We start from the raw sequence: 14,577 nt of genomic DNA on the forward strand, positions 1-14,577 counted from the left end.
AAACCCATTCATATGAAAATGATATTTCATATGAATGGGTTTTATTACGGATTTAGAAGTGATTTGAGGCGCCAATCGTTACATAACCTTTTTTATTTTTTTCGGCACTTCTTTCGTTTGCAAATTAACATCTTCTTTTCGTAGCTCTTTAAAGAGTGAAGTAACCATAAGAACGACTACAATAGAAAATGGTAGCGCAGCAATTATAGCTGCGATTTGTAGTGCATTTAATCCTCCAGCTTGTAATAAAATAGCGGCAATTATCGCGATTGTTAATCCCCATATAAGTTTTAAACTATTTTTCGGTGATAAACTTCCGTTACTCGTTTGCATTGAAACAACAAATGTTGCTGAATCGGCAGAAGTAACGAAAAATGTGGCTACTAAAATTAACCCGATAATCGTTAAAAATGTAGAGAATGGTAGATGTGAAATAACAGCAAATAATCCAATCTCTGTACCATTTTTTGCAATTTCATCAGCTATTCCAAGCGATTGGAACATTTCCATATGGATTGCGGTACCACCAAATACTGCAAACCAAAATGTACAGATAAGAGTCGGGACTAATACAACTCCAAAAATAAATTCTTTTATTGTGCGCCCTTTAGAAATACGAGCGATGAATGTACCGACGAATGGAGACCAAGAAATCCACCATCCCCAATAGAAAATAGTCCAGTTTTCAATCCAAGAAGAAGATTTTTCATTAAATGCTCCTAAATTTAATCCCATACTAGGTAAAGCGCCGATATAAGAACCGAGTGTAGATGTGAAATATTTCATAATAAATACAGTTGGTCCTAAAAGTAAGAAAGAGATGAGTAAAATACCTGCAAGAGAGAAATTCAAGTTACTCAAATATTTAATCCCACGATCTAAGCCAGTTTGTGCACTCGTTAAATATAAAACGGCGAAGATAGCTATAAGTACGAGCTGAGTAAGTAAAGTGTTATGAATGGAAGGGAATAAATAGCTTAATCCTCCAGCAATTTGTTGAGCACCAATCCCAACAGATGGCACAATGCCAAATACTGTGGCTAAAACAGCTAGAATATCAACTGTTTTTCCGATACGAGAATTTTTCGATCGATTAAATAATGGAGTAACTGTAGCCCCGATAGTGCTACCTTTTTGTTTGCGGAATGTGAAATATGCAATTGTTAAAGCGACCATTGCGTATAGTGACCACGGAAAGAGTCCCCAGTGGAAAAATGAATATTGCATAGCGAGTTTGGCACTTTCCTCTGTCCCCGCTTTTCCTGTTAATGGATCTGTAAAATGTGAAATCGGTTCAGCGATTCCATAAAAGAGGAGTCCAATTCCCATTCCTGCCCCAAACAACATGGATAGCCAAGATGGATAATTATATTTTGGCTTTTCTCCATCTTTACCAAGACGAATAGAACCGTACTTAGAAAATGCTAAATAAACAGCCAAAATAATCATTGTAGTCATAAGTAGAGAGTAAAACCACCCAAATTTATTGAGGATAAATGAGTTTAAAGAAGATGTAACACTTTGTAAATCGTAGCCTTGTATCCAACTTGCTGGGGTAATTCCCCATATAATGAATAATGTTGTTAGCAAGAAGGAGATATAAAATACACTGTTTTCTTTTTTTATCATAGAATCCCACCCTTATTTAATAAAGTTAACAATTATAATAATCATAACAATTAAGTTTTTAATTGTCAAAAAATTACCTTTTTATAATGTGAAAGGATGCAATTTGTTTTAGGGAGGTAAAGAGCAATGTGTTCACGATATGTACAAATTATAGGAAGAAATAATATGAAATATTGCATTTTATATTGTTACATCCAGATTTTATGTTAAATTCTTGAATGGAATATTAAAATAGGGGGCAAGGATATGAACAAGAAATCAAAGATCAATAAAGTGATGCTTAGCATTAGTACAATGGCTTTATCGTTAGGCGCACTTCAAACTCATGCAGCAGCGGAAGAAAAAGTACCGTATAACGTGTTGAAAACGAAACCGGTTGGAATTGAAAAGTCGGTAGATGAAGTTGGACATATTTCAAAAGTTGATGAAACTTTATCATTTCAAGAACGTTTAAAAGTAGGAGATTTTTCACAGCGACCAGCATCTATTACGAAGAAAACTGCAGTAAAGCAAGTTAAAGAAAGCTATTCAATGGCTGATTTAAACAAAATGAATGATCGAGAATTAGTTGAAACGTTAGGCAGTATTAAGTGGCACCAAATTACAGACTTATTCCAGTTTAATGAAGATGCAAAGGCTTTTTATAAAGATAAAGGAAAAATGCAAGTCATTATAGATGAATTAGCTCATAGAGGTAGTACATTTACGAAAGATGATTCAAAAGGAATTCAAACGTTTACTGAAGTGCTGCGTTCAGCTTTTTATCTTGCATTTTATAATAGTGAATTAAGCGACTTAAATGAAAGAAGCTTCCAGGATAAATGTTTACCTGCTTTAAAAGCAATCGCAAACAATCCAAACTTTAAGCTTGGTACAGTTGAACAAGATACAGTCGTATCTGCATACGGTAAATTAATTAGTAATGCTTCAAGCGATGTTGAAACGGTTCAATACGCATCGAATATTTTAAAGCAATACAATGATAATTATACTACTTATGTAAATGATCGAATGAAGGGACAAGCAATATACGATATCATGCAAGGTATTGACTATGATATACAGTCGTACTTAACTGAAGCTCGTAAAGAAGCGAATGAAACGATGTGGTATGGAAAAGTAGATGGGTTTATTAATGAAATAAATCGTATTGCTCTTCTAAATGAAGTAACGCCAGAAAATAAATGGCTTGTTAATAATGGCATTTATTTTGCTAGCCGTTTAGGGAAGTTTCATAGTAATCCAAATAAAGGATTAGAGGTTGTTACACAAGCAATGCATATGTACCCGCGCTTAAGTGAACCGTATTTTGTTGCGGTAGAACAAATTACAACAAATTATAATGGTAAAGATTATAGCGGGAATACAGTAGATTTAGAGAAAATACGTAAAGAAGGAAAAGAGCAATACTTACCAAAAACGTATACATTCGACGATGGATCAATTGTGTTCAAAACAGGAGATAAAGTATCAGAAGAAAAAATTAAGAGACTATATTGGGCTGCGAAGGAAGTAAAGGCACAGTATCACCGTGTAATTGGAAATGACAAAGCGTTAGAGCCAGGAAATGCGGATGATGTATTAACGATCGTAATTTATAATAGTCCAGATGAATATCAGTTAAATAGACAATTGTATGGATATGAAACAAACAACGGTGGAATTTATATTGAAGAGACAGGTACATTCTTTACATATGAGCGTACACCAGAGCAAAGTATTTATAGTTTAGAAGAGTTATTCCGTCATGAATTTACTCATTATCTGCAAGGGAGATATGAAGTTCCTGGTTTATTTGGAAGAGGAGATATGTATCAAAATGAAAGGCTAACTTGGTTCCAAGAAGGAAATGCAGAGTTTTTCGCAGGATCTACTCGTACGAATAACGTTGTACCAAGAAAGAGTATAATTAGCGGATTATCATCTGATCCTGCAAGCCGTTATACAGCAGAGCGTACACTATTTGCTAAATACGGTTCTTGGGATTTCTATAATTACTCGTTCGCATTGCAGTCTTACTTATATACGCATCAGTTTGAAACATTTGATAAAATTCAAGATTTGATTCGTGCGAATGACGTGAAAAATTATGATGCATATCATGAAAATCTAAGTAAAGATCCTAAGTTAAATAAAGAGTATCAAGAGTATATGCAGCAGTTAATTGATAATCAAGATAAATATAATGTACCGGAAGTAGCAGATGATTATTTAGCTGAACATGCACCGAAATCGTTAACTGAAGTGAAAAAAGAAATTAGTGATACGTTGCCTATGAAAGATACAAAAATGACAAAACATAATTCTCAATTCTTTAATACATTTACATTAGAAGGTACGTATACAGGTAGTGTCACAAAAGGTGAATCAGAAGATTGGAAAGCAATGAGTAAAAGAGTAAATGAATCTTTAGAACAATTGGCGCAAAAAGAATGGAGTGGCTACAAAACTGTTACAGCATACTTCGTCAATTATCGTGTGAATAGTTCAAATGAATTTGAATATGATGTAGTCTTCCATGGAATCGCAAAAGATGATGGAGAAAATAAAGCTCCAACGGTTAATATAAATGGCCCTTATAGCGGTCTTGTAAAAGAGGGAATTCAATTTAAAAGTGATGGCTCAAACGATGAAGATGGAAAAATTGTTTCTTATTTATGGGAATTTGGAGATGGAAGCACAAGTGCAGAAGTGAATCCAGTACATGTATATGAAAGAGAAGGTTCTTATAAAGTATCATTAAGAGTAAAAGATGATAAAGGCAAAGAGAGCAGAAGCGAAACAACTGTTACGATTAAAGATGGAAGTTTAACAGAATCAGAACCAAATAATCGTCTAGAAGAAGCAAATCGTATCGGGCTAAATAGTACGATAAAAGGCAGTCTTATTGGCGGGGACCACACTGATGTTTATACATTTAATGTAGCATCAGCGAAAGATATCGACATTTCTGTTTTAAATGAGTATGGAATTGGGATGACATGGGTACTTCACCATGAATCAGATATGCAAAATTATGCAGCTTACGGTCAAGCCAATGGGAATCATATAGAAGCGAAATTTAATGCAAAACCAGGCAAGTATTACTTGTATGTATATAAATATGATAATGGTGATGGAACGTACAAATTATCAGTAAAATAAGTGTCTTTCCAATGTATGTTTAACTTTACTTTTTGTGGAAAATAGTATATTATATAGATATATAATATATCGGTTATTTTCTAGGAGGAGCCTGTCACAATAGGTTTCTCCTGTTCTTTTTTAGAGGCCTGTCTTACAGGCTTTTCTTTAAAAGGTAAATAACTGAAAATTAAGAACTATAATCTTTGAAAGAGGTGGGGCATACATATAACAAAAAAGGGATTGTTTAAGAAAGGGGGATAAGAAATGGTCTTGTTTGGTTATCCACTTGAAACAATTTATTTATATGGATTTATTATTGCTACTATACTCACTGTTATTTATATCTTCTTTGGAGATATATTTGAATCGATATTTAGTTTTGGGGGCGGAGCTGTATCCGTTGTTACTTTATTACTTAGTTTCTTCGCCATGTTATGTGGGCTTAGTTATATAGGAGAATATTTGTTTTCCTTTAATAGTATTACTATTTTTGGGGCTGCATTTGCTATATCTTTTATCGGTGTTTTCATCATGAAAATACTAATTTTAAAACCGATTGCAGAAGCAGAGCAAAATACCGTACAACGTATGGATGAATTTATCGGTTGCAAAGGAGAAGTCATTACGACAATTCCTACAGAAGGATTTGGTGAAGTATTAATTTCATCCCAATTTGGAAGTAATGCAATCCCAGCTAAAACAGTTGGAAAAAAAGATATTTCGCAAGGAACAGAGGTTATTATCGAGGGAGTCCAAGATGGTGTTTTACTTGTACAAAACATCGCTTATTCTTTAAAAAAACCAAAATTATAAGGGGGAATTTACATGACGATTCCATTAATTATCGGTGGAGTTTTACTGGCAATTTTAATTCTACTCATTTTAGTATTCATTACGAAGTATCGTACGGTTGGTCCAGATGAAGCGTTAATTGTTACAGGGAACTGGCTTGGTGGAGGAAAGAATGTTGTTACCACTGATGATGGAAAGAAGATTAAGATTATCCGCGGGGGCGGTACTTTCGTAGTTCCAATTATGCAAAGAGCAGAACCTTTAAGCCTATTAAACTACAAATTAGAAGTTGGTACACGTGATACGTATACGAAGCAAGGTGTTCCAGTTACAGTAAATGGTGTTTCTATTATTAAAGTAGGTTCTACAATTGAAGAAGTATCTACTGCAGCTGAGCAATATTTAGGAAAAGAAACGGAAGAGTTAAAAGTAGAAGCAAAAGAGGTTTTAGAAGGTCACTTACGTGCAATCTTATCTTCTATGACAGTAGAGGATGCGTATAGTAATAGAGAGCAATTTGCTCAAAAGGTACATGAAGTAGCTTCTACAGATTTAAAGAAGATGGGACTTCGCATTGTTTCTTTCACAATTAAAGAAATAATGGATAAAAACGGATACTTAGATGCGCTTGGTCAGCCGCAAATTGCGACCGTTAAGCGTGATGCAACAATTGCGAACGCAGAGCGTGAAAAAGAAGCACGTATTGAAAAAGCACGTGCTGAAAAAGAGGCAAAAGAAGCAGAATATCAACGTGATGCACAAATCGCTGAAGCTGAAAAACATAAAGAATTAAAAGTACAGTCCTATAAGAGGGAACAAGAGCAAGCCCGTGCAGATGCGGATCTTTCTTACGAATTACAACAAGCGAAAGCACAACAAGGTGTTACAGAAGAGCAAATGCGCGTTAAAATCATTGAGCGTGAAAAGCAAATCGAGTTAGAAGAAAAAGAGATTGCGCGTCGTGAAAAGCAATATGATGCAGAAGTTAAGAAAAAAGCAGATGCAGATCGCTATGCTGTTGAGCAATCAGCGGAAGCAGAAAAAGTAAAACAAATTAAAAAGGCAGATGCGGATCAATATAAGATTGAAGCTGAAGCGAGAGCTCGTGCGGAAGAAGTACGTGTAGAAGGTTTAGCGAAGGCGGAAATCGAAAAAGCGCAAGGTCAAGCGAAAGCGGAAGTACAAAAAGCACAAGGTACGGCGGAAGCAGATGTTATTAGATTAAAAGGTTTAGCAGAAGCAGAAGCGAAGCAAAAAATTGCAGAGGCATTTGAGTTATATGGCCAAGCGGCAATTATGGATATGGTTCTTAAAATGCTTCCAAGTTATGCGAAGGAAGTTGCAAGTCCGCTTAGTAACATTGATAAAATTACAGTTGTTGATACAGGCGGCGGTGGTAAAAATAGCGGCGCCGGAAAAGTTGCGGGTTATGCAACTGATTTAATGGCAACGATGCAAGAAACGTTAAAAGCTTCTTCTGGAATTGACTTAAAAGAGCTATTAGAAGGATTTGCTGGAAAAGGAGCGGTACAACAATTATCAAGTGATAAACCTGTTGTATCTGTAGTAGAAGATGAGAAAAAAGAAGTAGAAAAAGATAAAGAATAGTAAGGTGGAAAGAACCTCTAGTAAGTGAAATACTGGAGGTTCTTCTGTGAATTATAATATTTCGAATAATATACATTTTTATATATTGTTTTAATTATTTAATTTATATAGAATGAAAAAGGTATGTATTAACTCTTTAATAGAAAAAGAGACAAAGAGTTAATACAATTAATCGTGTAATTTATATAAATAAATTAAATGTGAGATAATTACATTTAAAACGGTATGGAGGGGTAGAAATATGTTTCAAGGGAAATTAAGGAGTAGTAGTTTAAAAACAAAGTTACTTGTGTCATTTGTTATCATTTTAATTCTTCCAAGTATTGTAATTGGTTGGACGTCTTATCAACAAGCAAAGACAAATTTTAATGAAACAATTTTACAATCAGCGGAAGATAACGTAAAGATTTTAAATAATGTTATTAACAAGGAGATAGACAGTAAAAAGGTAGACGCAGTATATTTTACAAAGTTATTTAATGGAGTAAGTTACGGAACTGATCAGCTCCAAAATGTGCAAAATAAATTAGAAGAATATAATAAATTACATCCAGAAATAGAAGCAGTTTATACGGGATCTAGTACAGGACAATTTATTCAATCACCGTCTATTCAAATGCCAGATGGGTATAATCCTACCGAAAGAGATTGGTATAAAGAAGCAGCGAAAAAAAGCGGAGAAGTGGTTATCACAGCCCCATATAAGTCAAGTACAACAGGGAATATTGTTATTACAATAGCAAAACAAAATGAGGATAAAAGTGGTGTTCTCGGTATTGATTTAATTATTAATGATATTGTAAATACTTCAAAAATGGTCAATATCGGCAAAAAAGGATATGTAGCAATCTTTGACCAATCTAAAAATGTAATAGCGCATCCGACGATGAAGCCAGGTGACAAGGTAGAAGAAAAAGTGGAGAAGGAATTGTATAAACAAGAAACAGGTGATTTTAAATTCAAACTTGATGGTGATGATCGCAATATTACCTTTATAACAAATAAGCAGACTGGATGGAAAATAGCAGGAATTATGCCTTCAAAAGAAATTATCGAAGCAGCTAACCCTATTTTCTATAAAACAATAACTGTTATTGGTATTTCATTAGTAATTGGTGGGATTTTAATTTACTTCATAATTGCTTCTATTATTAGTCCGTTAAAACAACTTGTTATCTCATCGAAAAAGATTAGTGAAGGCGATTTAACAGAGTCAATTACAGTTCATTCTAAAGATGAAATTGGGCAGCTAGGAGAAAGTTTTAACGAGATGGCTGCATCGTTACAAAGTGTCATTTCCAATATAAACACTTCAGCAAGTCATGTAGCGGCATCTTCAGAAGAATTAACAGCTAGTATGAAGCAGACAAGCGAAGCAACGGAACAAATTACACAGGCGATAGAGCAAGTATCAAGTGGTGCAGAAATACAAACGAAAGAAGTTGAAGAAGGAGCAACATTGTTAGAAGAAGTTACAGAAGGAATTCAGCGTGTTGCAGATAGTTCTTCATTAGTATCTACAGCCTCTATGTATACGAAGAAAAAAGCTGAAAATGGTGGGAAGTTAGTTGAACAAACTGTGAATCAAATGCAATTAATTCATGAGTCTGTTTCACAGTCAGACAAAATCATTGGTTTGTTAGACGATAAGTCGAAACAAATTGGAGCAATCCTTGAAGTGATTCAACATATTGCAGAACAGACAAATTTATTAGCGTTAAATGCGGCAATTGAGGCTGCGAGAGCTGGAGAGCAAGGAAGAGGATTTGCAATTGTAGCAGATGAAGTGCGAAAGCTAGCAGAACAATCAGGACAGTCTTCTACGGAAATTGGGAAACTAGTGAAAGAGATTCAATTTGATATAAAAGAAACAGTAAGCTCTATGAATCAAGTTGGAGCAGAAGTACAATCAGGACTTGTAGTTGCAAATGAAACGAAGCAAAGCTTTGCTGAAATATTGAAATCTACGGATGATACAGTTGTACAAATTGATAACATGGTAGATGTAGCAAAACAAATGACGGTAGATGCAAAACAAGTAAGTGCATCTATTAATGAAATTGCAGCTACAATTGAAGAAAATGCAGCAAGCGTTCAAAATATTGCTGGTTCCTCTGAGGAACAATTAGCTTCAGTAGATGAAATAAATGCAGCAGCAGTCCATTTATCACAAATGGCAGAAGAATTACAAGAGATGATTAGTAAGTTTAAAGTGTAATAACGAATGTTAAGAAACGAGGTAGTAATTTTACTTCGTTTCTTTTTTTATGAAGAGAAAAAGAAATATAGAGTAACCGTGTTATGATTAAGTATAATTAAAGAGACTGTATATTCTTTAAATTCTATCTTTAATCATGTTAGGGGAATGGTTTTGAAGTTAAAAAAATTAAAACTCCAACCGAGAATTACATTAACTATTAGTATACTTATTTTAGTTGTACTTATGCTAACGAGTTATTTATTTTATTACATATTATCTGAAACGGTAGAAGAGCAAATTGGCAAAAGGGCTTTACATGTTGCGAAAACAGTTGCTGCTATACCTGAAATAAAGGAAGCTTTTCAAAAAGAAAACCCAGCTTCTATTATTCAGCCGATTGCAGAAAGAATTCGAATGGATACAGAGGCTGACTTCATTGTAGTTGGAAATAAAGAGGGGATTCGATATGCACATCCTGAGCGAGATAAAATAGGAGAAGCGATGATTGGTGGAGATAACAAAGGCGTTTTATTAGAAGGAAAATCATATGTTTCGAAAGCAACTGGATCATTAGGCCCTTCATTACGCGGAAAAGTTCCAATCCGTAATCAGGAAAATGAAATCATTGGTGTTGTGTCTGTTGGATTTTCAATGGATGATATTCATGGAGCGGTAGAAGTGTATGGAAAGCGTGTATTTTGGATTACAATAATAGGGCTATTAATTGGAGTAATCGGCTCTATATATTTAGCGGCAAGTATAAAAAGAATGATGTTCGGTATGGAACCAGAAGAAATTTCATCTTTATATGAAGAGCATAGTACAGTGATTCAATCTGTACGTGAAGGGATTATTGTAATCGATAAAAATGGCATGATTAGTTTAGTCAATCAAGCAGCCTATGATATTCTTTCGCTAGATAAACAACAAAATATTATTGGGGAATTTATTTTAAATGTAATTCCTAATTCAACGATACTAGATGTACTTCAAACTGGTGAAGAACAGTTTGATCGCCAATTAAATATAAAAGGACAGGCTGTTATTGCGAACCGTCTACCTATTAAAGTAAAGAATAAAGTAACTGGCGTTGTATCGAGCTTACGTTTGAAATCTGAAATGGATCAGTTAACAGCAGAATTATCTCAGACGAAGCAATATACAGAGGCATTACGAGCGCAAGCGCACGAATATAACAATTTATTGTATACGCTTTCAGGTCTTATCCAATTAGAATCATACGAAGATGCTTTAGAGCTTATTCATAAGGAAACAGCGGTATATCAAGATTTTGTTCAATTTATTATGAAGCGGATTCAAAATCCATGGCTAGGTGGAATTTTAATTGGATTTTATAATAGAGCACGAGAGTTGAAGATTGATTTTATGCTAGATAGAGAAAGTGGTTTAGACAAATTAAGTCCACATATTGAGAGTAATTATGTCGTTTCTATTTTAGGAAATTTAATTACGAATGCATTTGAAGCAATTGAAAAAAATGAAGAGAATGATAAGAAAGTAAGGATGTTTGTAACTGATATTGGAGAAGAAATATTAATTGAAGTGGAAGATTCAGGGCAAGGGATTCATGATGAAATAATTACTAGCATATTCTATAAAGGCTTTTCGACGAAAGAAGGAGGAGAGCGAGGATATGGATTAGCAAAAGTGAAAGAGTTAGTAGAAGATTTAAATGGAAGTATTGCAATCGAAAAAGGGGATTTAGGTGGTGCGTTATTTATTATTGCACTACCGAAAGAGAGAGGCGAATAGTAATGGGTGAGGAGATTGAAGTATTAATTGTAGAAGATGATATTCGGATTGCGGACATTCATCGTCGTTTTACTGAAAAAATTGAGGGATTTAAAGTAATTGGAACGGCAACGACTGGAGAACAAGCGAAAGAATGGCTAGAGCTTGTGAAGCCACAGCTTGTTTTATTAGATGTGTACTTACCTGATATGCAAGGAACGGAACTTGTCACATATATTAGGAATCATTTGCACGATACAGATATTATTATGATTACAGCAGCATCGGAAGCAGATGTAGTGAGGCACGCCCTGCGGGGCGGAGTAACAGATTATATCGTAAAGCCACTAATGTTTGACCGATTTAAAGCAAGTCTGGAAGGCTATCAAAAAAAGATTATACAGTTAAAGAAAAACAATCAATTATCTACGGAACAAATTGAATATTTATGGTCTCAAAGAGGCGTGAAGGGAAATGAAATGGAATATGCCCCGAAAGGGATAGATCCTTTAACTTTAGCGAAAATAAAAAAGCATATGTTAACAGTTAATGAAGAAGGGATTACAGCAGAGGTACTAAGTTCAATGGTAGGCGTAAGCCGATCAACTGCAAGGCGCTATTTAGAGTATTTAATATCTGGGAAGAAAGTCCACGCAGAGCTAATATATGGGAGTGTGGGGAGACCGGAGAGACGGTATTTTCTTGTTTCTTCATAATAAAAAACAGTAGAGGATTTATTTCTTCTACTGTTTTTTGCGTCTTATATTGGAATAATCCCAATTACAATGCCAGTAATCAACATCACCATTGTCGTTCCAACTGCCCACAATAAAGTAAAACGTTGATGTTCACCAAAATCAACTTTTGCCATCCCAACTAATAAATAAGTGGAAGCGACAAGAGGACTTAATAAGTGAACGGGTTGCCCAAGTAAGGAAGCACGTCCCATTTCAGCTGCACTAATTCCGTAAGTAGCAGCAGCCTTAGTTAAAATAGGTAATACCCCAAAGTAAAATGCATCATTGGACATGAAAAATGTGAATGGCATACTGAGAAGAGCTGTAATAATTGGCAATTGTGGTCCAAGTGCATCTGGTATAAGAGTTACTACACTGTTAGCCATTGCATCTACCATTTTTGTTCCAGATAAAATACCAGTGAAAATACCGGCAGCAAATACGAGAGAAACAACTGCTAATACATTCCCTGCATGAGAAGCAATACGTTCTTTCTGTTGTTCTAAGTTTGGATAGTTAATCATAACAGCAATAGCAAAAGCGACTGTAAATAAAACAGGTAACGGCATAACTTCTAGTATGAGACAGACAAGTAATGTAGCGGTTAATAAAAAGTTAATCCATAGAAGTTTAGGACGTTTATGCACTGCGGCTTCGACAGTTGCAGCTTGCTCATCCATTGTTTGCATTTGTTTTAAATACTGTACATCCATAATTCCTAAACGTTTTCTTTCTTTTTTTCCAAGATAGTAAGCAACGAAAACAACCCAAATTGCACCAGCAATCATTCCTGGAATAAGAGGTGTAAATAATTCAGAAGCCTCAAGTCCAAGTGCGCTCATAACACGAGCTGTGGGTCCACCCCAAGGTGTAAGATTTGTTACCCCCGCCCCTAACATAACAACTCCAGCTAATATGAGGGGGTTCATTCCAAGGCGCTTATATAGTGGATACATTGCGGAAACTGTAATCATGTATGTTGTTGTACCGTCACCATCTAGAGAAACGATAATAGTCAATATAGCTGTTCCGACAACGATTTTTAAAGGATCTCCTTTTACAAATTTTAAAATCTTACTAATGACAGGATCGAATAAACCGCTATCAATCATAATCCCAAAATATAAAATAGCGAACATAAGCATAATACCAGTAGGTGCTAATTTTTGAATTCCCTCTAACATCATAGGCCCCATATTGGCATAGAATCCGCCAATTAATGCAAAAACACTCGGAATTAATATTAATGCTACTAGCGCTGACATACGTTTCGTCATAATTAAAAACATAAAGACAAATACCATCGCAAATCCAAGTAGTGCTAACATGTAATTTCCCCCTCAAAAGAATGATTGCGCTTTCAAAATGGAATAAAAATTCAGAAAAAGGTTTTTTATTTATAATAAAAGCATCTATTCAAATGGTAAATAATTTGAAAAATAACATCATTAGAAGCATAATTTTTATTTTGTTCATTTTGTTCATGGTAGTTAATTTGAATTTTTAAAAAGTAAGCTGCTCCTCGTAAGAATGGTAGAATAAGATGAAAATAGTGAAGTGTGAAATAGGGAGTAGATGTTATATGAAAACGAGAATTGAAGAGATTTATAGCTCTTATGAAGGAAAAGTAGAGGAGATTTTTATTAATGAATCTTCTTACGTATATGAATGGGAGAAATTACTGATGATCCGAAAAAATGACGGTGAGCTTAAAAAAATTGCAGTCGGGATTAGTGGAAATATAAGATTGGTAAATGTAGAAGTTGGACAGGAAATTAGTGAGGATACATTATTAGTTAAATTAGAAGATGATTTATTAATTACAGGTTGTGAGTGATGAGAGATGTGTAGAAATAACTACACATCTTTTTTTGTTTCCTATATTACAAAAAGCACATTGTTTTTTCACAAATCTCACACAACCTTTTGGTATTCTTTTCGTGGAGTATACGGTTTCTAGGGAGGAATATTGATGAAAGTAAAATATGTCGTACTTGCTATATGTTTATGTTTCGTATTTACGGTAGTCGGGTGTGGGAAAAAGGAAACAGCAGCTGTTGCCATTGATGAGAAACATGATAAATGTGATATTTGTCAAATTGGGGTAACAGATAATCAATTTGCAACAGAAATTATTTTAGAAAATGGAAAAGCGTTAAAGTTTGATGATATCGGTTGTATGTATAAATGGATGGAGATCAACTCAGGTGAAAAGACGAAAGAGAAATTTGTTCGAGATTATGATTCGAAAGATTGGATTTCGTTAGAAGACGCTACTTACGTATATGATAAAACAATAACGACACCGATGGCTTATAATGTCATTTCATTTAAAAATAAAAAAGATGCAGAGAGCTTTGTATCTAACTATAAGGGGAAAGTTCTTTCATATAAAGAGCTAGCAGAGCATAAATGGGAAATGAATAAAGAGATGATGGGGAAACCGAAAGCAGGAAATCATGGTGGACATCATTAATAATAGAAAAAGACAACTATATAGTTGTCTTTTTCTATTATTAATCAGGTGCAAATATAGAAAAGGTGTAAAATTTTTAGAAGAACGGTTACAATGGAATATAGTAACCTAAAGCAATCATTTATCCCGCATTAACGGGCAATAAGATCCCCACCTCAAAATTTAGTGAAAGCAAAGAAGTTAGGTGGAGTCGGGCTGCCCGTAAAAGCCCGATTGGTGTGGGCTAATAATTAGTGGTGGATGAACAAAACCCCCAC

At 34.6% G+C, this 14,577-nt stretch carries 10 protein-coding genes and 1 pseudogene; 9 read left to right on the plus strand and 2 right to left on the minus strand.

Features of this window, described 5'->3' with window-relative positions:
• Positions 1 to 78 precede the first annotated feature (78 nt).
• On the minus strand, positions 79 to 1,629 hold the full coding sequence (opuD, locus tag ACXKY9_RS03560; RefSeq protein WP_000591579.1) for a glycine betaine transporter OpuD: 1,551 nt from the start codon (positions 1,627 to 1,629) through the stop codon (positions 79 to 81).
• Between the two features lie 246 nt (positions 1,630 to 1,875).
• Between opuD and colA the strand changes: the two genes are divergently transcribed.
• The 7 genes and pseudogenes from colA to ACXKY9_RS03595 all read left to right on the plus strand — a co-directional run bounded on the left by colA (position 1,876) and on the right by ACXKY9_RS03595 (position 11,823).
• Entirely contained in the window at positions 1,876 to 4,773 is a 2,898-nt protein-coding gene (colA, locus tag ACXKY9_RS03565; protein ID WP_001036423.1) for a collagenase ColA, read from the plus strand.
• Between the two features lie 246 nt (positions 4,774 to 5,019).
• On the plus strand, positions 5,020 to 5,568 hold the full coding sequence (locus tag ACXKY9_RS03570) for an NfeD family protein (RefSeq protein ID WP_000242433.1): 549 nt from the start codon (positions 5,020 to 5,022) through the stop codon (positions 5,566 to 5,568).
• A 12-nt stretch (positions 5,569 to 5,580) separates the two neighbouring features.
• Positions 5,581 to 7,155 (plus strand): flotillin lipid rafts scaffold protein FloT, encoded by a 1,575-nt coding sequence (gene floT, locus ACXKY9_RS03575; RefSeq protein ID WP_000155019.1) that lies wholly within the window; start codon positions 5,581 to 5,583, stop codon positions 7,153 to 7,155.
• Positions 7,156 to 7,396: 241 nt separating this feature from the next.
• Positions 7,397 to 8,431: pseudogene (locus tag ACXKY9_RS03580) on the plus strand (HAMP domain-containing protein); the annotation flags it as partial.
• Between the two features lie 81 nt (positions 8,432 to 8,512).
• Positions 8,513 to 9,373, plus strand: a complete 861-nt coding sequence (locus tag ACXKY9_RS03585; RefSeq protein ID WP_372584302.1) for a methyl-accepting chemotaxis protein — start codon at positions 8,513 to 8,515, stop codon at positions 9,371 to 9,373.
• Between the two features lie 147 nt (positions 9,374 to 9,520).
• Positions 9,521 to 11,128: an ATP-binding protein gene (locus ACXKY9_RS03590; protein ID WP_003283130.1), complete on the plus strand. Its 1,608-nt coding sequence runs from the start codon at positions 9,521 to 9,523 to the stop codon at positions 11,126 to 11,128.
• A gap of 2 nt (positions 11,129 to 11,130) precedes the next feature.
• Entirely contained in the window at positions 11,131 to 11,823 is a 693-nt protein-coding gene (locus ACXKY9_RS03595; RefSeq protein WP_000503466.1) for a response regulator, read from the plus strand.
• 44 nt (positions 11,824 to 11,867) lie between these two features.
• Here ACXKY9_RS03595 and ACXKY9_RS03600 read toward each other — a convergent pair whose 3' ends face one another.
• Complete coding sequence (locus ACXKY9_RS03600) at positions 11,868 to 13,172, minus strand: CitMHS family transporter (protein WP_000880474.1); 1,305 nt, start codon at positions 13,170 to 13,172, stop codon at positions 11,868 to 11,870.
• Between the two features lie 254 nt (positions 13,173 to 13,426).
• On the opposite strand from ACXKY9_RS03600, the gene ACXKY9_RS03605 reads away from it, so the two are divergent.
• Together ACXKY9_RS03605 and ACXKY9_RS03610 are read left to right on the plus strand one after the other, a co-directional pair.
• Positions 13,427 to 13,681 carry a hypothetical protein gene (locus tag ACXKY9_RS03605; protein ID WP_000857377.1) on the plus strand — a complete coding sequence of 85 codons (255 nt, stop codon included), beginning with the start codon at positions 13,427 to 13,429 and terminating at the stop codon, positions 13,679 to 13,681.
• A 135-nt stretch (positions 13,682 to 13,816) separates the two neighbouring features.
• Entirely contained in the window at positions 13,817 to 14,320 is a 504-nt protein-coding gene (locus tag ACXKY9_RS03610; RefSeq protein WP_000865666.1) for a nitrous oxide reductase accessory protein NosL, read from the plus strand.
• Positions 14,321 to 14,577 lie beyond the last annotated feature (257 nt).

The sequence above is a fragment of the Bacillus sp. 2175 genome (assembly GCF_057812155.1).

Coding starts and splice junctions, on each gene's coding strand:
- opuD (WP_000591579.1), bottom strand. CDS start 1,629: ATGATAAAAAAAGAAAACAGTGTATTTTATATCTCCTTCTTGCTAACA.
- colA (WP_001036423.1), top strand. CDS start 1,876: ATGAACAAGAAATCAAAGATCAATAAAGTGATGCTTAGCATTAGTACA.
- ACXKY9_RS03570 (WP_000242433.1), top strand. CDS start 5,020: ATGGTCTTGTTTGGTTATCCACTTGAAACAATTTATTTATATGGATTT.
- floT (WP_000155019.1), top strand. CDS start 5,581: ATGACGATTCCATTAATTATCGGTGGAGTTTTACTGGCAATTTTAATT.
- ACXKY9_RS03585 (WP_372584302.1), top strand. CDS start 8,513: ATGAAGCAGACAAGCGAAGCAACGGAACAAATTACACAGGCGATAGAG.
- ACXKY9_RS03590 (WP_003283130.1), top strand. CDS start 9,521: ATGGTTTTGAAGTTAAAAAAATTAAAACTCCAACCGAGAATTACATTA.
- ACXKY9_RS03595 (WP_000503466.1), top strand. CDS start 11,131: ATGGGTGAGGAGATTGAAGTATTAATTGTAGAAGATGATATTCGGATT.
- ACXKY9_RS03600 (WP_000880474.1), bottom strand. CDS start 13,172: ATGTTAGCACTACTTGGATTTGCGATGGTATTTGTCTTTATGTTTTTA.
- ACXKY9_RS03605 (WP_000857377.1), top strand. CDS start 13,427: ATGAAAACGAGAATTGAAGAGATTTATAGCTCTTATGAAGGAAAAGTA.
- ACXKY9_RS03610 (WP_000865666.1), top strand. CDS start 13,817: ATGAAAGTAAAATATGTCGTACTTGCTATATGTTTATGTTTCGTATTT.